We start from the raw sequence: 23,726 nt of genomic DNA on the forward strand, positions 1-23,726 counted from the left end.
TGTTTATTATTTTACTATTTATTTTTGAAGATTACAAGGTACGAAAAAATAAGATATCTAAAAAAAGCCTGAGTTAAAATAACTCAGGCTTTTTTTAGATTTAACAGGAAATTAAATTATCCTACTAATTGTTTTTGAGAAGGTTTAAATCTTGTTAAAACAATCCCTTCCACTGCAGCTTCATATTCTTCCATTGTAGGTGTTCTACCTAAAATAGTAGATAAAACCACTACTGGTGTAGATGATAATAAAGATTCTCCTTTTTTCTCGCCAGAATCTTTAACGACTCTTCCCTGAAATAAACGTGTAGAAGTAGCCATTACAGTGTCTCCAGGCGCTGCTTTTTCTTGATTCCCCATACACAAGTTACAGCCAGGACGCTCTAAATACAACATGTTTTCATATTTAGTACGTGCCAAACCTTTTGGTGCATTATCATCAAACTCAAATCCTGAGTATTTTTGTAATACTTCCCAATCGCCTTCTACTTTTAGCTCATCGACAATATTATATGTTGGAGGTGCAACTACTAAAGGAGCTTTAAACTCAACTTTACCATGTTTTGCCTCTATGTTTTTTAACATTTGAGCTAAAATTTTCATATCTCCTTTATGAACCATACATGATCCCACAAATCCTAAGTCTACTTTTTTAGTCCCACCATAGTATGATAAAGGTCTAATAGTATCGTGTGTATAACGTTTAGAAACATCTTCGTTATTTACATCTGGATCTGCAATCATTGGTTCGATTACTTGATCTAAATCAATTAAAACTTCTGCGTAATATTTAGCATTAGCATCTGGTTTTAAAGCTGGTTTTTCTCCCGATTTAATTTCAGCAATACGTTTATTCGCCTTATTTATTAATCCTTGAAGCACTTGATTTGCATTATCCATCCCTTTATTGATCATAATTTGGATTCTAGATTTAGCAATCTCTAATGATTCTATTAAAGTCTCATCTTCTGAAATACAGATAGAAGCTTTTGCTTTCATTTCTGCAGTCCAATCAGTAAATGTAAAGGCTTGATCGGCAGTTAAAGTTCCAATATGTACTTCAATTACTCTACCTTGGAATACGTTTTCACCTCCAAATTGTTTTAACATTTGTTGTTGTGTAGCATGCACTACATCACGGAAATCCATATATCCTTTCATTTCTCCTTTAAAGGTAACTTTTACTGAATCTGGAATTGGCATTGAAGCTTCACCAGTAGCAAGTGCTAAAGCAACTGTTCCTGAATCTGCACCAAAAGCAACCCCTTTGGACATTCTTGTATGTGAATCACCTCCAATAATAATTGCCCAATCATCTATAGTAATATCATTTAATACCTTGTGAATTACATCGGTCATAGCGTGATATTTCCCTTTAGGGTCGCGAGCTGTAATTAAACCAAAGTCGTTCATGAAACTCATTAGTTTAGGAATATTAGCTTTTGACTTATTATCCCAAACTGAAGCGGTATGACATCCTGACTGGTACGCTCCATCAACAATTGGAGAAATAACAGTTGCTGCCATTGATTCTAATTCTTGAGAAGTCATTAAACCTGTAGTATCTTGAGAACCTACAATATTAACTTCAACACGAACATCTGAACCTGTGTGCAATATTTTTCCTGGAGTTGTGCCAACAGCATTTTTATTAAATATTTTTTCAACAGCAGTAAGTCCTTGTCCTTCATGAGAAATCTCTTTCGATGGAGCATATACAAGTGGAGTTTCAATACCTAAAGTCTTAGCTGCAAATGTTTGAATTTTTTTACCAAATACAATAGCGTATGATCCACCTGCTTTTATAAATTCTACTTTTTGCGGAGTCAATGAAGCTGAAATATCCATTAACGCTTCACTTCCTTTGTATAATTTTTTCGATTTTGTATTAATAGTTAAAACGGTACCTGTTTCAACAGAATAGGTTTGCTCTAATACAATTTCACCGTCTTCATTACGAACTACTTTTCCTTCTGCATCTGTTTTCTTAACCCAGTTTTTAAGGTCAACCCCTATTCCTCCTGTTACACCAACAGTTGTTAAGAAAATTGGTGAAATACCATTTGTACCTGCAATAATTGGAGCAATATTAATAAATGGAACATAAGGACTCGCTTGAATACCTGTCCATAATGCCACGTTATTAACACCCGACATTCTTGATGAACCCACTCCCATAGTTCCTTTTTCAGCGATTAACATCACGCGCTTATTAGGATGTTTCTCTTTTAAAGCTAAAAGTTCCTTTTGCATTTCTTTATTATGCTCAAACAAACACTGACCGTGTAATTCACGATCTGATCTTGAATGCGCATCTCCTCCTGGTGACAATAAATCTGTAGAGATATCCCCTATCCCTGCAATATATGTCACTATTTCAATTTCTTCTTCTACATCTGGTAACTTAGTAAAGAATTCAGCTTTAGCATAACTTTCTAAAAGTTCTTTCGCTATTTCATTACCTTTTTTAAATGCCTCTGCTAAACGATTTGTATCGGCATCGTATAAGAAAACTTGTGTTTTAAGAACTTTTGCAGCTTCTTTTGCGATAGCTACATCATTTCCTAAAGCTAAATCTAATAATACTTCAATAGAAGGTCCACCTTTCATATGTGATAATAACTCAAAAGCAAAAGCAGGTGTAATTTCTTCAACAACAGATTCACCTAAAATAATTTCTTTTAAAAATTTAGCTTTAACACCCGCTGCACTTGTTGTACCTGGCACAACATTATAAATAAAGAAATTAAGAGAATCTGCTCTGTTCTCGTTATTTAAATCTTTAATTTGGCTAATTATTTCGCTTAATAATTCAGCTCCATCAATTGGTTTTGGATGAAGTCCTTGACCTTTTCGTTCTTCAATCTCTTGAATGTAATCTTTATAAGTATTCATAATAGAGTTTTTTTTTGACATCAACAAGTGAATTAATAAGACATTTAAAATCTAAAATCTTTCATTTATTCACGGGTTGTTTCTTGATTTTTTTTAAGACGAGCAAATTTACTAAATAGTAACGAGATTTAAAAATTTTTAATAAAAGCATCTATTCTACTCATTATTATTTAAAAAGATTCTATTTTACTGAAAATTATTCATCAAAAACAGCTTTTAACAACTTTTATTAAATTATTCTTAATTTCAGATTTAAATTTTATCAAATTCTCAAATTTGATTACTTTGATTACGATTTTAAAAATATGAATCCTCTAAAACCTACCGATCTCTCCTGTTCATCATTGGTTTTTCGTAGTAGGTATAAAGTAAAAAACTTAAGGTAAAAGTGGTTATTAGATAGGCTACTGTAAAAATATGTAGTTGCATCATCGTATACTTTGTTGTGTCTATCCAAAATTTCATAAGTTGTAAAACAATACAGTAATGAATTAGGTATACAGAATAGGATACTAAGCTGACAAACTCGATTGGTTTTGCGAAAAATTGTTTTGAGGTTTTCCATTGGGATAGTACTGGCAAGAACAAAGCAAATCCTATTGAATTTATTGGCAAATATAGAACGTTCCAAAAAAACGGATTCGAATCGATATAGATTCTAAAATAGCTTACACCTCCAAAAATAAACATTAAAATTAGGGTTCCAAGTAGAAAACAAATACGTTTATTTTTTTTCCAAATGTTTGTATAATTATGATAGATCCAAACCATTGCAACTCCAATTAATACTGCATCTACTCTATAAATGACCACCGATTTTAATGACAAATTCCAATCGGTCATATTGTTGCTTGTAGCTGTGTAACTAAAGTACAACTTAGTAAGAAAGAAAAACAGCATTGATAATCCTATTACAGAAATGAATCGAATGGATTTGTTTTTAACTTTGATGAATAATGACACAAAAAGCAGGAGAGGCAATAACAGATAAGTAAATTCTTCTACAGATAAACTCCATGATTCTGGAAAAAAAGGAAGCATTGTAGTAGAAAAATTTTGAAGAAAGAAAAAATATTTCCATAGTGCTTTCGCTTCGTAACCAATATAATATGCCAACCCAATATTAATTATTAGAACTAAATAATAATTGGGTAGTGTTCTGAACCATCTTCTTTTTAGAAAAACAAAGATTTCTTGTTTTCCAAATGAGGTTGTAAGGTAGCTTCTATATAGAATTCCTCCAATTAAGAAACCACTTAATACAAAAAATATTTCGACACCCCAAAGTCCAAAAACTTCAAAAGCACTTGTAATAATATTCTTTTTATTAGGATAGACCCACAGCACATGCGAAGACAAAACCATCAGTATCGCAACGGCACGCATTAGATCTAATCCAAAAATTCGTTGTTTATTATTAGTATTCATTAGAGAATTGGTTATTTTTGTTTTTTGTATTATTCAACAATGAGAAAATCAAAGATATATAAAATTTTAGGAGTTATTTTTTTAATTGGAGCAATTGGTGGTGGTATTTTCTACTCGCAACTTTCCAAAAGAAAAAAAGCAATTGTAAAAACTACTTTACTACACAAAATTGGCATAGTAGATAGCGAATGGCAAATAGCCAACTCTTCTACCAAGCACAAAATGATGTCGCCTACTTTTTTGGTAGATGGTATTTATAAATCTATGGAAGGCCCTCAATCTTCTCGATACATACAACTGAGTCAAGAAGATAGTTTGTTATGGATTACTGGTTTTGATATTAAAGCAATAGATGCAACGACAAGTGTTCGCTTATCGAATGATTTCATCTGTCACATGAATGTCGATATTAACGATGTTAATTATTACACGCATTGGGATTTAAAGGAGCGAATTGGAAAGCAGTTTCCGCGCTTAACATCACTTTCTAATGGTTTTATTACTTCTAATTTTCCCGATGGCTATGGTGTTCCAATTAAAGGAAATGATTTTTTATATATTACTTCTCAGGTATTAAACCATAATCAAGCTTCAATTTTTAAGAAATTAAAACACGAAGTGACTATTACGCACGAGCCTTATAATGGTAAACAAAGACCATTAATGAGCAAGACTGTTTTTATTCAATTACCCTATAATGCAGAGAACCCGTATAAGAGTCCGCTTTCTCCTGGTAGTAATCAATGCATTCCTGTAGATCCAAAATACCATAGTTATACTGATGCTATGGGACAATCACTTTCTGGACATTGGGTTGTTCCACAAGGCAAAAACACTTACAGGAGTTCTATAAAAAATCAATTGCAGTTAAAAGATAGTTTACGTTTGCATTATTCGGCAATTCATGTGCACCCTTTTGCTACTTCTATTGCTTTGCATGACAAGACTTCTGAAACAACATTATTCAAAAGTGCTATTACGAATTTCAAAAAAAAGATTGGATTACAAAAAGTGACTCCTTTTAGTTCGATTGAAGGTATTTGGTTGTATGCCGATCATGATTATGAATTGGTTTTAGAGGTAGACAATACTTCTGCTACTGACCAAGATATGATGGGAAGTATGTTTTTGTTTTTTTATGATAGTGAGTTGGAAGAGAAAATTAAGCTATCACTTAAATAATAGCTATACTATATTTTTCTATGTTATTTGATTTAAAATTTGAATACCTCACAAATTATCCTCTTTAAATTCCTTTCTCTATAGCTTATTAATAAAAGCCCATCTTCTATTTCTAATAAATAGGAATAAAAATTAGAACTCTAAATCAATTTTCAGGTGTTATATAAGAGATCAACTCTCCTTTGCGTGTAGCACCAATATAACCTAAGCCTTTTTGATAATAAAAATCATACGTAACACCATTACTGTATTCTGCCCTTAATACAAACAAATCTTTATAATTGCAGAATGGTGTTCTTAATTTACCGTTTCTAACAAGCACAATATATCGGACTTTATCTTCAATTCTTTCCCATTTTTCTTTGTTATTCATTTTATCAGAATAACGCAATGATTTCGTTTTACAACAATCTTCATATTGATAAACCTTTCCGTTTTCTTCTCTTAAATAAAGAAGATCAACTTCTCCGTTTTCCCATTCTTGTACAAACTCAACATACTGCTTTTCATTTATTGTTTTTGTTCCGTTAGGAACTTCATAATAAAAGGTATTATACCAATATATTTTCTTTTTAGTGATATCAAGTGGAAAATAACTTCCTTTACTATTTCCTTTACAAAAATCTTGACCTTCTTTTTGTGAAAAAACAAAACCAGAAACTGACAATAAGATCAGTAAAATAATTTTTCTCATATTAAACCCTAAAATAATTTTTTAATTATTTCTTCATCGCTTATACCTTCTGCATCGGCTTTATAGTTTTTCACAATACGATGACGTAAAATCCCTGTTGCAACAGCTTGAACATCTGCTATATCTGGCGAGAATTTACCATTAAGAGCTGCTTGTGTTTTCGCTGCTAAAATCAGGTTTTGCGAGGCTCTAGGTCCTGCTCCCCAATCGATATAGGTTTTAACAAAATCGGTAGCCAATGGATTATCTGGTCTGGTCTTACTTACTAATGTTACTGCATACTCAATTACATTATCGGCTACTGGAATTTTTCGAATTACATTTTGAAAATCGATGATTTCTTGTGCTGTAAATAATGAATTCACAACAGGTTTAAAATCGGAAGTAGTAGCTTTTACAACATCTACTTCTTCTTGAAAACTTGGATATTCTAATTTAATAGCAAACATAAAACGGTCTAACTGTGCTTCTGGTAAAGGATAGGTTCCTTCTTGCTCAATTGGATTTTGTGTTGCTAAAACAAAATAAGGTAGGTCTAATTTATAATTATGTCCAGCAACAGTCACTGTTCTTTCTTGCATTGCTTCTAACAAAGCTGCTTGCGTTTTTGGTGGTGTACGGTTGATTTCATCTGCCAAAATAATGTTTGAAAAAACTGGTCCTTTTATGAATTTAAATTGACGGTTTTCATCTAGAATTTCACTTCCTAATATATCAGATGGCATTAAATCGGGTGTGAACTGAATACGCTTAAAGTTTAAACCTAAAGCTTTTGCTATTGTATTTACCATTAATGTTTTTGCTAATCCCGGAACACCTATTAATAAGGCATGACCACCAGCAAAAACGCTTAATACTATTTGATTTATTACTTCTTCTTGCCCTACAATAACTTTTGCAATTTCTTGTTTTAATGCTTTTTGTTTTTGAACTAGTTGCTGAATTGCTGCTACATCTGACATATATCTCTTTTTATTTTGTTCGGTTTATGTTGTTCTTTGTCTTTTGAAGTTACTAAAGTAAGAAAAAATACTTATAAAAAAGTAATGACAATTACTATTTAGCCCTGACAGAAGTGTTATCCTTTCATTGCTTCATTTTTGCAATGAAAGATAAAAGCGAATGGCAGGAAATACATTAACTGATTTACCTTTACCATTCGCTTCTATAAAATAGTATTAAAAAATAATTTATTTTTTAGTCCAGTTATTTGTGAATTCACAATCTTTATAATCTGTACCTATTTTAATATATGTTTCGTCGATTTTTTCTTCCGTCCATTTAGCGATTGCTTTAATTTGCTTGTCTTTCAAAGCTAATTCTTTAATTTTTAAATAATCTTGTGAAAAATCTGCTTTGTGCTCTTCTGTTCTGTTATTAACAGTCATAATTTTATACACTTTTCCAGTTCTTTCCTCATCTATAAAAGGCACTGTAATTTCTGTATCTTTTAACGTTGAAACTCTTCCGTATAATGAAGGATCCATTTTAGTTAATTCGAAACGTGGCTCTAATGTTCTTGGGTTTAAAAGTACTCCACCATTGTTACGTGTTTCTTTTTCATCTGAAGATGATTTTGCAGCATCTGCAAACGAAATTTCTCCTGTTAGAATTTTTGTTCTAATTCCTTCAATTTTTAGTTTTGCTTCTTTTAATGCTTCTGGTGAAACTTTTGGTGAAATTAAAATGTGTCTTAATTCTACATCTTGACCTTTAATTTTATCTACTTGTATAATATGGTAACCAAATTCTGTTTCAAATGGTTCTGATATTTCTCCTACTGCCAATGAAAAAGCAACTTCCTTAAATTCTTTTACAAATGGTGTTTTTCTATTCATTTTATAGTAACCACCGTTTGAACTTGAACCTGGATCTTCTGAAAACAATACTGCTTTACTAAAGAAACTTGAACCATTAAGTACTTCTTGTTTTAATTCTTTTAACTTCTTAATTACTGCTTGTTTTTCACTTTCAGGAACAACTGGTTTAACAACAATTTGAGCTACTTCTATTTCTGCTCCGAAAGTTGGAATTTCATCTTTAGGAATTGCTTTAAAGAAATTACGCACCTCTTCTGGTGTAATTTGCACATCGTCAACTATCTTTTTTTGCATTTGAGATGTTAACTTGTTGTTTTTAATGATGTCGAAGAAATAAGCACGAAACTCATCTACATTTTTCTTTCTGTAAAAAGTAAGCACTTTATCCATTGAACCAACTTGTTCAACCATGGCATCAATTTGCTCTTCCATGAATCCGTTTACTTCAACATCTGTAACAATAATACTATCTACAACTGCTTGATGAGCATATAATTTATCTTCTAACTGCTTTCCAAATAACTCGCAACGTGAAATTTCTTTAACATCTACTCCTTGTGCTCTTAATTGAATATATTCTAAATCGATATCAGAATCAAGAATAACATAATCTCCTACTACACCAATTACACCGTCTACTTTTTCTTTTGTCGCTTGTGCATTTATTACTGTTGCTGACAATAAAAAGAGTGCTAAAATTGCACTTTTATTTATAAATTTCATATTTTTTATTTTTAATAGCATCATTTGTAATTTCCTTTTCTATTGTATTTATTAATTCTAACTTTCTATTATTAATTATAATTTGCTTAATCGTTGGCTTTAAAAACTGCAATGGTGTTATGCTGTTTCTTGGCAACACTTGCTTTACTTTTACTAACCAAATTGTTGTTGAATCTGAATATTTATAATTTTTCCCATCAGACAAATAATCGTCTTTATTTTCTAAGTTTATAAATGGTAATTTTTCATAAACTTGATTGATATCGACCCAAATGGAATCGTTAAAAGCATAACTTTTAAACTGAATTGCCAGTTGTTCTAATTCTTTTTTATCGTTAGTAGCAAAGGAACTAAACTTTGATTGGATTTTATCGAATTTTGGATTTTCTTTAACTAAATTGATGTATCTTAACTTAACTAATTCAGAAGAATTCTTAAAAAAATCTTTATACTGATCATAATAGTCCTTTATTTGCTCGCTAGAAACAATAGTATCTATTTTACGTATTACTAATTGTTCAATATAGGCTTTAGAGTATAAATCTACTTTGTATTGATTAATTAAGTCATCAAAATCTGCGATTTTATCTTTACTTAAATTTAGTTCGGCTCCTTTAAAAAGTAGCTTTTGTGTCGCCCACCTATCGATATAAGCTTTTACAATTTCTACACTATCTTTTTTAGAGGTTCCTTTTGGTACTAAATTTAAAATATCTTCTTTAAACAAATAATCTCCACCAACTCTCGCAATAGATTCTGGCTCTTTAGGAGTTTTGAAATATTCGCAAGATGTTGTTAAAAGAATTAAAAGGATTATTTGATATAACTTCATTATTTTGATAATTGTCTTTTTACTTTATTAAATACATCTTGGTCTACTTTTACTGAAAATTCTTTTTTCAACTCTGAAACCCAATTATTTTCTAAGTATTGCTGATAATCACTAACCAATTTCCCCTTGCATTCTTCCATCTTTTTTGGTTGCGCTTCTTTAACTTCTTTTACATTAGCTACAAAAAAGTAATTATCTTTTGATACTATATTTGTTACTCCTTTAGATTTTACTTTAAATTCTGGTAACACGTCTGAATCTTCTTCAAAAACTCCTGATTTTTCTATAATGTTAACTTTATCATCGAGGTTTAGTTTTTCTTTAATATATTCTAATGACTTCCCTTTCTTTAAATATTTTCTAGCTTTTTCAATTGTTTTCTCATCTGTTGATGATAATAAATCAACATCCAATCGTTTTTTCCACATGTAATCATTTTTGTGATCATTATAGAATTCCGAAAGTCCAATTGTATCTGTTTTTGCTTTTGTCCAAATTTCTTTATCCATTAAATCAAACAATAATAGACCATCTCTGTATTCGTCCATTACGAATTTAAATTCTGAAAATTCGCTTTCTAAATTATTATCATAATATTCAATTAACTTTTCATCTGACCATTTTTCAAACTGCTCGTCTACTAATTTTGAAATTGGTTCTGTTTTTGCTCCATTTTTTTGTTGAGAAAAAAGAAACTTCATGAAGTCTTCAGCATTGATTATTTGATCATTATTTATTATTGCTATTTGCCCTTTTATCTCATTTCCATCAACAGGAATTGTCCAATTATTTGCATAATACTCTTTCGTTACTGCTTTTTTAATTTTATTCAAAACAGTTTCATCTGCTACAAATGTATACTTTCCTCTAACTTTTTTCGCTAATGAATTAGTAATCAACAAAGATCTTTCGTCTCTTCTTACTTTGTTTTCTAATTCATACTTTACTTCTTCTAAAGTTTGCACTGGGTGTTTTTCAATTAGCTTTACGATATGCCAACCAAATTGAGATTGAAATGGTTCTGAAATTTGATTTTTATCTGTCAAAGAAAAAGAAATGTTTTCAAATTCTGGTGATGTTAATTGACCTGAACCAAAACGTTGCAATAGTCCACCTTTTAATGCGCTTGACTTATCTTCGGAAAACTGATTTGCTAAGCTTTCAAAACTTTCACCTTGCTTAATTTTTTTATAAATATCTTCTATGGTTTGTTTTTCTTTTCCTTCAGCCGCTTCTTTATTTTTTAAAATCATTATATGTGCAACCGTAACTTCTCCTCTATTTTCTCTTTTATCAACAACTTTTAAGATATGATATCCAAATCGTGTTCTGAAAGGTTTAGAAACTTTACCAATTGGAGTATTGAAAGCTGCGTTTTCAAAAGCATAAACCATTCTAAATGCAGAAAAATATCCTAAATCTCCTTTGTTTTCTTTAGCCGAAGGGTCTTCTGAATATTGTGCTGCAATATTGTCGAAGTTTTCTCCTTTATCTACACGTTTTTTTAAATCTAAAATTTTGTTGTAGGCTTTTAATGTGTCTTCAGGTTTTGCCGATTCGTCGACCATGATTAGAATATGTGAAGCTTTTACTTCATTTTTCATTCTATCATAGGCTTCTTCAATCAATGCATTAGTAACCTTAGTATCATTTAAATAATTTTTAGCTAATTGACTTCTATAGGAAGCTAATTCGCTTATATATTTTTGATCATTTTGTAAACCTAACTTATATGCTTTTTCTACCTTTAGTTTATAGCCTAGAAAAAGTTCTAAATATTTGTCTAAATCTTTTTGAGAATCGTCTTTTACTAAGTCTAGATTTTTATTGTAAACTCTTAAAAATTCATCTGTGTAATAAGAATGACTATCAATTGTAAACAACTTCTCCTTGTCTTGTGCAAAGGAAAACAACGAAGCATAAAAACATATTACTACAAATACTAAGTTTTTCATATAATTTTAAATTTTTTATTACCGACCAACAAAAATAACAATTCAAATGTATATTGCAACTATATAGAACGCTATTAACAAAAAATTATTAAGCAAAAAAAAAGCATCAACTGAGTTGATGCTTTTTTTAAATATTAGATCAGTTACATTTCTATAACGATAAATTCACTTCTTCTATTTGCTTGATGCTCTTCTTCGGAACACTCTACTCCATCTGCACATTTGTTAACTAATTTAGATTCTCCATATCCTTTTCCAGTTAATCGTTTTGCTTCAATTCCGTTTTTCACCATCCAAGCTACTGTTGCTTTTGCTCTTCTTTCTGAAAGTTTTTCATTATAATCTGCACTTTGTCTACTGTCTGTATGTGATCGAACATCTACTTTTATAGATGGATTCTCTTTCATCACTTCAACAATTTTTGCTAATTCTAATGCTGCATCTTTACGTATGTTAGATTTATTTAAGTCGAAATAAATAATTTTTATTCCAAATACTTTTGCTAAATCTTTTCCAACGCTTACTTCTTTCATTCGCTTAGTAACTTCTAAAGTCGCTAATGTTTCACCTGAAATTTTATCGGTTGTCACCGATACTTCTGCAGTTTCATACTCTGGAACTTCTGCTCTAACACGATATACTTTATTACAATCTAATCTATCAAAACGATATCTTCCGTCCTTATCTACAAGAATTTGAGAAAGTTGATTCATATCTGCATCGTAAAGACGAATATTTGCTTTTGTTATAATTTCTGAAGTTTCTTCATCGGAAACAAAACCTGTAATAGCTTGCTTACAATCAAATTCTAAAGGAATGTTTTCTTTAAACTTATAAATATCATCAAATCCTAATCCTTCAGGTCTATTTGAAGAAAAGAAACCCATTCTTGATCTTGAATCTATTAAATAAGCAAAATCATCATTTGGTCCATTTACAGGTGAGCCTAGATTTAGCACTCTTGAATAAGTTCCATCTTCATACATTTTTACTGCAAAAATATCTAAACCGCCTAATCCTAATTGACCATCGGATGCGAAATAAAGCACATTATCATTATCTACAAAAGGAAAAGTTTCTCTTGCTTCTGTATTAATCTTTGATCCTAAATTTTCTGGAACACCAAATGACCCGTCTGAATTAATTGCTACCTTATATAAATCTGACTGCCCTTTTGTTCCTGGCATATTAGATGCAAAATATAGAGTTTTATTATCTGGACTTAATGCAGGATGCGCAACACTATACTCGTTACTATTAAAAGGAAGTTCTTCAATATTTTTCCAAGAATCTACTTCTAAAGTTGCTCTATATAGTTTTAATAAAACTGTCTTTTCGCTATCGGTTCTCTTTTTTCCATTATTGAAATTATTCCTTGTAAAATACATCGTTTTTCCATCATTTGAAAAAACAGGTGTAGATTCATTAAACTTAGAGTTTACTTTTCCTGAAAACTCTTCAGGAGCATTTAAATTCCCTTCTGAATCTATTTTTGAAGTGTATAAATTAGTAAAAGATTGATTTGTCCATTTACTTTTAATACTTGAAACACTTCCTGTATCTCTTGCTGATGCGAAAACCAATTGTTCCTTATAGATAGCAGAACCATAATCTGAAAATTCTGAATTAATTTTAGCGTTTTCAATCGTATATCTATTTGATATTTTCTTGATGTCTGCCAAATAATTCTTATTCTCTTTATAAATTGCAGAACGATTATCTGATTTTGTCTTTTCTGAAAACTTTGTCAAATATTCATTTGCTTTCGTGTAATTTTCAACGGTTTTCAAACATTGTGCATAGCGATAATAATACTCTGGTTCTATTTCTTTCCCCAAACTAAATAATTTTTCATACCATTTTCCTGCCTCTTTTAGATTACCATTGAAATAGTAGGAATTTCCTAATTTCTGAAACAAGTCTACAGATTCGTGACCATTTTCTGCTACTTTTTCGTAAATCTTAATTGCGTCTATATATGCTAACGAATTATATTTCTTTTCTGCCGAAGCTAATTTAGCTTTTTGTGCAGATAATGATATAAAACTGAATAAACATATAAATAATAAATATCTCATTTTCATAATACTCGCTTTATTAGAAGAATCTTGGTGATACAACTTTATCATAATTTTTAAATAATTCATATCTCAAAAATATCTCGTGTGATCCTGAATTATAACTTGCTAACTTGGTTGTTTCCATATCATAAGCATACCCTATAAACCAAGAATCTGAGGCTTGAAAACCTACCATTGCACTCATTGCTGCACTCCATCTATACGCTAAACCAACTGTAAACTTCTCATTAAATAATAAATTTGCTGATAAATCTACTTGTAATGGAGAGCCTTGAACTAGTTTTGTTAATACTGCAGGTTTAAACTTAATATTTTCTGAAAAATCAAAAACATGACCTCCAATTAAGTAATAATGCATTCTTTCTACTGCAATAGATTCTGAACTGAATGAAGTGTCATTCTTATCGAAATGTTTAGTTTCTAGAAAGTTTGGCACAGACAACCCTATGTAAGTTTTATCTGAATGAAAATAAATTCCTGCACCAACATTTGGAGAAAATTTATTATCTATATTTTGCCTTCCAAACTCATCGTTTGGATCATAAATATTCAATTTACCAAAATCTACATTTAACAAATTAGCTGTTCCTTTTATCCCGAATGACAATTTAAACGTTTCCGATGTTGGAACCGAATATGAAATATCTACCGAAATTGCGTTCTCATCTGAGGGCCCAATTCTATCATTTATCACTGAAACTCCTAATCCAATTTTTGAATTATTTATTGGAGTATTCAATGACAATGTATTTGTTACTGGAGCTCCATCGAGACCGACCCATTGATTCCTATGTAAACCAAATATACTTAAAACACCACGTGAACCAGCATAAGCAGGATTGATATTAACAGTGTTATACATATATTGAGTGAACTGTGAATCTTGTTGAGAGTACATCGATACTCCCGATAAAATAAAAACTATGATTAATATACCTTTTTTCATTTTTTTTCACTTTTTATAGTTTCTTAAAGGGGACTTTCATCCCCTTTTAAGAATCTTATCTGTTAATATATAAATATCCTGAACGCTCTTTACCTTTTCCTTCATTGTTTGTATACTTAACAACATAGAAGTAAGTTCCTATAGGTAATTCAGATGTTTGACTAACTGTTACTCTTCCTTCTGAAACTCCTTTAAAGTAGTTTCCATTTTGTCCATAACTAGCTGTTTCATATACTAATATTCCCCAACGATTATATATTTCAACTGTATTATTAGGATATAATTCGATATTTCTAATTACAAATACATCATTATCTCCATCACCATTTGGTGTCACTAAGTTGAAAATTTCTAAATCATCATCTGATGGGTTATGATTATTGAATTCTAAGAAATCAGCAATACCATCTCCATCACTATCAAGTGGATCAGTAGGATCATTTCCGTACTCATCACCATTCGTTAATCCATCTCCATCACAATCTGCATCTAAGAATGCTTGAGACTGTAGTAACGTAACATTTGCTGCAATGAAATCACAAAAATCAAGTGGATCTGTTCCATCTATTACTTCTTGACCGTTAGTAACTCCGTCTCCATCACAATCTGCTGCGTTCCAAGCTCCACCTGGGGCAACTGTTTGGCTTGACAATACAAAATCACACGAATCTAATGGATCTGTTCCATCTATCACTTCATCTATATTAACTACTCCGTCTCCATCACAATCCGCTGCATCCCATGCCGTACTTGGTGAAACCGTTACATTTGCTAATACAAAATCACAAAAATCAAGTGGATCTGTTCCGTCTATTACTTCTTGTCCATTAGTAACTCCATCACCATCACAATCTAGTGCATTCCATGCTGCACTTTGTACAACTGTTGCACTTGCTAAGACAAAACTACATGGGTCTTGTCCATCTGTACCGTCTGCTGCTTCATCTGCGTTGGTAACTCCGTCACCATCACAATCTGCCAATGAGGTTACTACTACACTGATACTTGCTGTTATATATGAACAATCGTCTAATGGATCTGTTCCATCTATTACTTCTTGTCCATTAGTAACTCCATCGCCGTCACAGTCAGCTGCGTTCCATGCTCCACTTGGGGCAACGCTTACGCTAGCTAATACAAAACTACATGGGTCTTGTCCATCTGTACCGTCGGTTGCTTCATCTGCGTTGGTAATTCCGTCACCATCACAATCTGCCAATGAGGTTACTACTACACTGATACTTGCTGTTATATATGAACAATCGTCTAATGGATCTGTTACGTCTGTAACTTCTTGTCCGTTAGTAACTCCATCGCCGTCACAGTCGGCTGCGTTCCATGCTCCACTTGGGGCAACACTTGCGCTTGCTAAGACAAAACTACATGGGTCTTGTCCATCTGTACCGTCGGTTGCTTCATCTGCGTTGGTAACTCCATCGCCATCACAATCTGCCAATGAGGTTACTACTACACTGATACTTGCTGTTATATATGAACAATCGTCTAATGGATCTGTTCCATCTATTACTTCTTGTCCGTTAGTAACTCCATCACCGTCACAGTCGGCTGCGTTCCATGCTGCACTTGGGGCAACGCTTGCGCTAGCTAAAACAAAACTACATGGGTCTTGTCCATCTGTACCGTCGGTTGCTTCATCTGCGTTGGTAACTCCATCACCATCACAATCTGCCAATGAGGTTACTACTACACTGATACTTGCTGTTATGTAAGAACAATCGTCTAATGGATCTGTTCCATCTATTACTTCTTGTCCGTTAGTAACTCCATCACCGTCACAGTCGGCTGCGTTCCATGCTCCACTTGGGGCAACACTTGCGCTAGCTAATACAAAACTACATGGGTCTTGTCCATCTGTACCGTCGGTTGCTTCATCTGCGTTGGTAACTCCATCGCCATCACAATCTGCCGTAGAGGTTACTACTACACTGATATTTGCTGTTATGTAAGAACAATCGTCTAATGGATCTGTTCCATCTATTACTTCTTGTCCGTTAGTAACTCCATCGCCGTCACAGTCTGCTGCGTTCCATGCTGCACTTGGGGCAACGCTTGCGCTTGCTAAAACAAAACTACATGGGTCTTGTCCATCTGTACCGTCGGTTGCTTCATCTGCGTTGGTAATTCCGTCACCATCACAATCTGCCAATGAGGTTACTACTACACTGATACTTGCTGTTATATATGAACAATCGTCTAATGGATCTGTTACGTCTGTAACTTCTTGTCCGTTAGTAACTCCATCGCCGTCACAGTCGGCTGCGTTCCATGCTCCACTTGGGGCAACACTTGCGCTTGCTAAGACAAAACTACATGGGTCTTGTCCATCTGTACCGTCGGTTGCTTCATCTGCGTTGGTAACTCCATCGCCATCACAATCTGCCAATGAGGTTACTACTACACTGATACTTGCTGTTATATATGAACAATCGTCTAATGGATCTGTTCCATCTATTACTTCTTGTCCGTTAGTAACTCCATCACCGTCACAGTCGGCTGCGTTCCATGCTGCACTTGGGGCAACGCTTGCGCTTGCTAAAACAAAACTACATGGGTCTTGTCCGTCTGTACCGTCGGTTGCTTCATCTGCGTTGGTAACGCCATCGCCATCACAATCTGCCAATGAGGTTACTACTACACTGATATTTGCTGTTATATAAGAACAATCGTCTAATGGATCTGTTCCATCTGTAACTTCTTGTCCGTTAGTAACTCCATCGCCGTCACAGTCGGCTGCGTTCCATGCTCCACTTGGGGCAACGCTTGCGCTTGCTAAGACAAAACTACATGGGTCTTGTCCATCTGTACCGTCTGTTGCTTCATCTGCGTTGGTAACTCCATCACCATCACAATCTGCCGTAGAGGTTACTACTACACTAATATTTGCTGTTATATAAGAACAATCGTCTAATGGATCTGTTCCATCTGTAACTTCTTGTCCGTTAGTAACTCCATCGCCGTCACAGTCGGCTGCGTTCCATGCTGCACTTGGGGCAACGCTTGCGCTTGCTAAAACAAAACTACATGGGTCTTGTCCGTCTGTACCGTCGGTTGCTTCATCTGCGTTGGTAACGCCATCGCCATCACAATCTGCCGTAGAGGTTACTACTACACTGATATTTGCTGTTATGTAAGAACAATCGTCTAATGGATCTGTTCCATCTGTAACTTCTTGTCCGTTAGTAACTCCATCGCCGTCACAGTCAGCTGCGTTCCATGCTCCACTTGGGGCAACGCTTGCGCTTGCTAAGACAAAACTACATGGGTCTTGTCCGTCTGTACCGTCTGTTGCTTCATCTGCGTTGGTAACGCCATCGCCATCACAATCTGCCGTAGAGGTTACTACTACACTGATATTTGCTGTTATGTAAGAACAATCGTCTAATGGATCTGTTCCATCTGTAACTTCTTGTCCGTTAGTAACTCCATCGCCGTCACAGTCTGCTGCGTTCCATGCTGCACTTGGGGCAACGCTTGCGCTTGCTAAAACAAAACTACATGGGTCTTGTCCATCTGTACCGTCTGTTGCTTCATCTGCGTTGGTAACTCCATCGCCATCACAATCTGCCGTAGAGGTTACTACTACACTGATATTTGCTGTTATGTAAGAACAATCGTCTAATGGATCTGTTCCGTCTGTAACTTCTTGTCCGTTAGTAACTCCATCGCCGTCACAGTCGGCTGCATTCCATGCTGCACTTGGGGCAACGCTTGCGCTTGCTAAGACAAAACTACATGGGTCTTGTCCGTCTGTACCGTCTGTTGCTTCATCTGCGTTGGTAACTCCATCACCATCACAATCTGCCGTAGAGGTTACTACTACACTGATACTTGCTGTTATGTAAGAACAATCGTCTAATGGATCTGTTCCATCTGTAACTTCTTGTCCGTTAGTAACTCCATCGCCGTCACAGTCGGCTGCGTTCCATGCTCCACTTGGGGCAACGCTTGCGCTTGCTAAGACAAAACTACATGGGTCTTGTCCGTCTGTACCGTCGGTTGCTTCATCTGCGTTGGTAACGCCATCGCCATCACAATCTGCCGTAGAGGTTACTACTACACTGATATTTGCTGTTATATATGAACAATCGTCTAATGGATCTGTTCCATCTGTAACTTCTTGTCCGTTAGTAACTCCATCGCCGTCACAGTCTGCTGCGTTCCATGCTGCACTTGGGGCAACGCTTGCGCTTGCTAAGACAAAACTACATGGGTCTTGTCCATCTGTACCGTCTGTTGCTTCATCTGCGTTGGTAACGCCATCACCATCACAATCTGCCGTAGAGGTTACTACTACACTAATATTTGCTGTTATATAAGAACAATCGTCTAATGGATCTGTTCCATCTGTAACTTCTTGTCCGTTAGTAACTCCATCGCCGTCACAGTCGGCTGCGTTCCATGCTGCACTTGGGGCAACGCTTGCGCTTGCTAAAACAAAACTACATGGGTCTTGTCCGTCTGTACCGTCGGTTGCTTCATCTGCGTTGGTAACGCCATCGCCATCACAATCTGCCGTAGAGGTTACTACTACACTGATATTTGCTGTTATGTAAGAACAATCGTCTAATGGATCTGTTCCATCTGTAACTTCTTGTCCGTTAGTAACTCCATCGCCGTCACAGTCAGCTGCGTTCCATGCTCCACTTGGGGCAACGCTTGCGCTTGCTAAGACAAAACTACATGGGTCTTGTCCGTCTGTACCGTCTGTTGCTTCATCTGCGTTGGTAACGCCATCGCCATCACAATCTGCCGTAGAGGTTACTACTACACTGATATTTGCTGTTATATAAGAACAATCGTCTAATGGATCTGTTCCATCTGTAACTTCTTGTCCGTTAGTAACTCCATCGCCGTCACAGTCTGCTGCGTTCCATGCTGCACTTGGGGCAACGCTTGCGCTTGCTAAAACAAAACTACATGGGTCTTGTCCATCTGTACCGTCGGTTGCTTCATCTGCGTTGGTAACTCCATCGCCATCACAATCTGCCGTAGAGGTTACTACTACACTGATATTTGCTGTTATGTAAGAACAATCGTCTAATGGATCTGTGCCGTCTGTAACTTCTTGTCCGTTAGTAACTCCATCGCCGTCACAGTCGGCTGCATTCCATGCTGCACTTGGGGCAACGCTTGCGCTTGCTAAGACAAAACTACATGGGTCTTGTCCGTCTGTACCGTCTGTTGCTTCATCTGCGTTGGTAACGCCATCGCCATCACAATCTGCCGTAGAGGTTACTACTACACTGATACTTGCTGTTATGTAAGAACAATCGTCTAATGGATCTGTTCCATCTGTAACTTCTTGTCCGTTAGTAACTCCATCACCATCACAGTCAGCTGCGTTCCATGCTCCGCTTTGCGCTAATGTTACATTAGCTAAAACATAAGTACATGAATCTAATGGATCGGTTCCGTCTGTAACTTCTTGTCCATTAGTAACTCCATCGCCGTCACAGTCCGCTGCGTTCCATGCTCCACTTGGGGCAACTGTTGCGCTAGCTAATACAAAACTACATGGGTCTTGTCCATCTGTGCCGTCTGTTGCTTCATCTGCGTTGGTAACTCCATCGCCATCACAATCTGCAGTAGAGGTTACTATTACACTGATACTTGCTGTTATATATGAACAATCGTCTAATGAATCTGTTCCGTCTATTACTTCTTGTCCGTTAGTAACTCCATCGCCGTCACAGTCCGCTGCGTTCCATGCTCCGCTTTGCGCTAATGTTACATTAGCTAAAACATAACTACATGAATCTAATGGATCGGTTCCATCTGTAACTTCTTGTCCGTTAGTAACTCCATCTCCATCACAATCTGCTGCGTTCCATGCTGCACTTGGAGCAACGCTTGCGCTAGCTAAAATAAAATTACATGAATTTAATGGATCTGTTCCGTCTGTAACTTCTTGTCCGTTAGTAACTCCATCGCCGTCACAGTCCGCTGCGTTCCATGCTCCACTTGGGGCAACTGTTGCGCTAGCTAATACAAAACTACATGGATCTTGTCCATCTGTGCCGTCTGTTGCTTCATCTGCGTTGGTAACTCCATCGCCATCACAATCTGCAGTAGAGGTTACTACTACACTGATACTTGCTGCTATATAAGAACAATCGTCTAATGGATCTGTTCCATCTGTAACTTCTTGTCCGTTAGTAACTCCATCACCATCACAGTCGGCTGCGTTCCATGCTGCACTTGGTGCTACTGTTGCGCTGGCTAAAACAAAACTACAAGCATTTAATGGATCTGTTCCATCTGTAACTTCATCTGCGTTCGTAACTCCATCACCATCACAATCTCCAGCATTCCAAGCTGCACTTGGCGCTAAAGAGGCACTTGCTAAAACAAAGCTACAATCATCTAATGGATCAGTTCCATCTGTAACTTCATCTCCATCTGTTACTCCATCTCCATCTGAATCAACAGCACGGTTTATAAAAACCTCTACTATTGATGAAACAGCTAAACAAGGTGCTGTTCCGTTTACTGTATATGTATATGTTCCTGATGTATTTGTAGCTGGGTCAAACGTTCCTGCTGAACCACCAGCTAATGCACTTGGTCCTGACCATGTTCCTCCTGTATTAGGAGTTCCGTCTATAATTGAAAATAAATCTGCAGGGCTATCATAAACATAAAAAGAAATAAAATCATCTGTACCAGCTTCTGGTTTAGGTTGTGAAGATATTTGAACTACATCCTCAAACAAACAACCTACTCCATTATCTGCAATAATTCTAAACCAAGTAGTTTGATTGATTGCAAAACTTGGTGATAGGGTTGCATTTTCAAATGAACCCGACCATGGTCCAGTAGCACTATCTGTACTATATGACCATTCATAACCTCCAATTCCACCAACACCAACTCCATTATTCAATGAAATTGAACTATTTGAATTTGAAACAGGGGGATTAAATGGTACTATATATTTAGATGCCGAAAGTGGGTCACATGAATTATCATTTATTGGGACACTAATTGCTCCACTTGTGTAAGTTATATTTTCACCACCTCCATTATCAAAAGTAATAGTTGCACCTGTTAAGCTTCCTACATCTGCTCCAACACAATCATAAATTTGGACTGCCCAACCACCATCTCTTGCATTCATTCCATATAATGGAGACCAATCAATAGTAAAAGTATTAGCTCCATCAAAATATTGATTATAAATACCAGTCAATGGTGCTGGTTGCACACAAAAATTAAATACACCTGCTGCTTGATTTGTAAATCGTAAATTAGTTACATTATCTCCTCCATTACATGTATTTCCTTGATTAGGACCTAACAGAATAGTTGTTAAACCATCTGGAGAAACCATATAAAAACCTAAGTCAGAAACATATGTATGTACCGCATCAAAAGTTACTGTTATCTGAGTTGTAGCACTAATTCTTATTGGTCTAGGAATTGGGTCATAATAGGTGTATGTTGGGTTACTAACTGTACCCGACCCATTCAAAGTAACCGACTCTCCTTCACAAATAGTTTGTGGGGTTCCAGCATCTAAAATTAAATTTGAATTCCAAACCCACGCTCTTCCTTCTTCAACTGTTCCTGCATCATTTCTTACAACCATATATCCACCATCAGTCAAACCTGTTTGAGTTGGAGTTGAATTTAATGCATAATCATCATATGAATTTGTAACGGAATTATATTTATACCAATTATAGGTTGTTCCAACCGCTCCTAATTCAGCAGATAATTCACCCGAACCCGCTGAGAATATAAAAATTGGGTCGTCTGAATTTGCTGAGAAAAAAGGATTTGTATATTGTGTCATTACTTGCCCACAAGAAGTACTTGAAGACATTGGTACTTCTGAACTATTTATTTTGATTACTACAACAGTTGCAAAAGCATTACTACATGGTCCTGTTCCTGTCACATCATATCTAAAAACACTACCACCTAATGGCAAAGCAGCTACATTAACAGTACTCGGAGCTAATAATGCTCCAGTAGCATCAACATCTACCCAAGTACCACCCGCATCTTGAGAACCATCTAATGTTGTAAACAAATTAAAATTTGGATCTCCTGTAAAAACATATCTTGGACTTATAGGCAAACCTGCATTTGCTCCTTTAGTCAGTGTTAAATTTGCGACAGACACCGGAGAAACATTCCCTTCAGTATCTGTAAATGTTATTTCAACTTGTCTTATTACTGCAGTATTCGGTGATACCGCAGTATTTTTGTAGAACAAATCATTTACTGCATTTACAAAAGGTGCATTTAAAGTACCCGAAGTATTTGTAAGTAACAAACTTGTTGTTCCATTGCCTGAAGTTGTTAATCCAGAAAAACCTCCAGACATAGACAAAGATTCTTGTCCAGCATCTTGAGGGTTAATAAGAGTAACTGTCATTGAAGCCATTCCTTTTCCTCCAATATAACTTGCAGAAATACCTGTATTTACAACTTCAAGAAATTCATAACCTGTAGAACAGGCAGGAACATTTATATTTCTTCTTCCTGCACCAGTTGCATTTGTTGGATCCAACAAAATAAACGGCAAAGGGTTTAAATTCATAGAAAAAGGCTCATTGCTCGCAATATCAGCAGCATCAGTAGCATAGTATTCTACACTAAACGTTGTTACCGGAATTGAAGTTGTTGCCTTCCAATATGTTCCTGTTGTTGTGTTTCCAACACCAATAGAACCTATATGTACATTTGCTGACTCATTTCCTTGCAAGAAATGGTTTGCTAAAGGATTGACCAAACTTGCTTTAATAGTTGCACCAGGAGTTGTCGTTCCTAATTTTATGTTTTCCGTTCTCATCAAAGCACTATGTGCTTGTGAACTTAACGTTACATAAACAGGCTCACTAAACGTATAAGTATAAGTGTTCCCCGAAATTCCTGTTGTTGCTCGACCATTATTAAAATTCAAACTGTTTATAACCGAGCCTGGAGCAACGGCATTAACCGCACCTCCTGTAGTTGCTGAACTAGCTTGTGTTATATTAACAGTTACTAACGTTACACCATCGGCAGCTACTGCCGAAAAGCTACTTGTTGTATATCCTACTTCTGGCATAGTACCAGACAAACCTGACCAATCAACTTCTTGCGAAAAGAATTGGAAAGTATAGAAAAACAACAAGAATAATAGTAATTTTTTCTTCATAT

General features: G+C 35.2%; 11 protein-coding genes. 1 reads left to right on the plus strand and 10 read right to left on the minus strand.

From position 1 onward, the window contains the following. Positions 1 to 116 precede the first annotated feature (116 nt). A complete protein-coding gene (locus L2Z92_RS00065; RefSeq protein ID WP_236456818.1) occupies positions 117 to 2,894 on the minus strand; it encodes a bifunctional aconitate hydratase 2/2-methylisocitrate dehydratase in 2,778 nt (925 codons plus the stop codon). A 321-nt stretch (positions 2,895 to 3,215) separates the two neighbouring features. Next, positions 3,216 to 4,322 carry an acyltransferase family protein gene (locus tag L2Z92_RS00070; protein ID WP_236456819.1) on the minus strand — a complete coding sequence of 369 codons (1,107 nt, stop codon included), beginning with the start codon at positions 4,320 to 4,322 and terminating at the stop codon, positions 3,216 to 3,218. 39 nt (positions 4,323 to 4,361) lie between these two features. Between L2Z92_RS00070 and L2Z92_RS00075 the strand changes: the two genes are divergently transcribed. Beyond that, a complete protein-coding gene (locus L2Z92_RS00075) occupies positions 4,362 to 5,504 on the plus strand; it encodes a hypothetical protein (protein WP_236456820.1) in 1,143 nt (380 codons plus the stop codon). 145 nt (positions 5,505 to 5,649) lie between these two features. Here the strand turns inward: L2Z92_RS00075 and L2Z92_RS00080 are convergent, their stop codons facing one another. The 8 genes from L2Z92_RS00080 to L2Z92_RS00115 all read right to left on the minus strand — a co-directional run bounded on the left by L2Z92_RS00080 (position 5,650) and on the right by L2Z92_RS00115 (position 23,724). Then, entirely contained in the window at positions 5,650 to 6,198 is a 549-nt protein-coding gene (locus tag L2Z92_RS00080; RefSeq protein WP_236456821.1) for a hypothetical protein, read from the minus strand. An 8-nt stretch (positions 6,199 to 6,206) separates the two neighbouring features. After that, positions 6,207 to 7,160 carry an AAA family ATPase gene (locus tag L2Z92_RS00085; protein ID WP_236456822.1) on the minus strand — a complete coding sequence of 318 codons (954 nt, stop codon included), beginning with the start codon at positions 7,158 to 7,160 and terminating at the stop codon, positions 6,207 to 6,209. Between the two features lie 228 nt (positions 7,161 to 7,388). After that, positions 7,389 to 8,741: a peptidylprolyl isomerase gene (locus L2Z92_RS00090; RefSeq protein WP_236456823.1), complete on the minus strand. Its 1,353-nt coding sequence runs from the start codon at positions 8,739 to 8,741 to the stop codon at positions 7,389 to 7,391. Continuing rightward, a complete protein-coding gene (locus L2Z92_RS00095) occupies positions 8,725 to 9,573 on the minus strand; it encodes a hypothetical protein (RefSeq protein WP_236456824.1) in 849 nt (282 codons plus the stop codon). The genes L2Z92_RS00090 and L2Z92_RS00095 overlap by 17 nt, the downstream gene beginning before the upstream one ends. After that, a complete protein-coding gene (locus L2Z92_RS00100) occupies positions 9,573 to 11,528 on the minus strand; it encodes a peptidylprolyl isomerase (RefSeq protein ID WP_236456825.1) in 1,956 nt (651 codons plus the stop codon). Before L2Z92_RS00100 ends, L2Z92_RS00095 begins: the two co-directional genes overlap by 1 nt. A 143-nt stretch (positions 11,529 to 11,671) precedes the next feature. Continuing rightward, on the minus strand, positions 11,672 to 13,606 hold the full coding sequence (locus tag L2Z92_RS00105) for an OmpA family protein (protein WP_319800389.1): 1,935 nt from the start codon (positions 13,604 to 13,606) through the stop codon (positions 11,672 to 11,674). 19 nt (positions 13,607 to 13,625) lie between these two features. Continuing rightward, positions 13,626 to 14,555 carry a PorP/SprF family type IX secretion system membrane protein gene (locus L2Z92_RS00110; RefSeq protein WP_236456827.1) on the minus strand — a complete coding sequence of 310 codons (930 nt, stop codon included), beginning with the start codon at positions 14,553 to 14,555 and terminating at the stop codon, positions 13,626 to 13,628. A 55-nt stretch (positions 14,556 to 14,610) separates the two neighbouring features. Next, positions 14,611 to 23,724 carry a T9SS type B sorting domain-containing protein gene (locus L2Z92_RS00115; protein WP_236456828.1) on the minus strand — a complete coding sequence of 3,038 codons (9,114 nt, stop codon included), beginning with the start codon at positions 23,722 to 23,724 and terminating at the stop codon, positions 14,611 to 14,613. Positions 23,725 to 23,726 lie beyond the last annotated feature (2 nt).

This window comes from Flavobacterium jumunjinense (genome assembly GCF_021650975.2).
Taxonomy (GTDB): domain Bacteria; phylum Bacteroidota; class Bacteroidia; order Flavobacteriales; family Flavobacteriaceae; genus Flavobacterium; species Flavobacterium jumunjinense.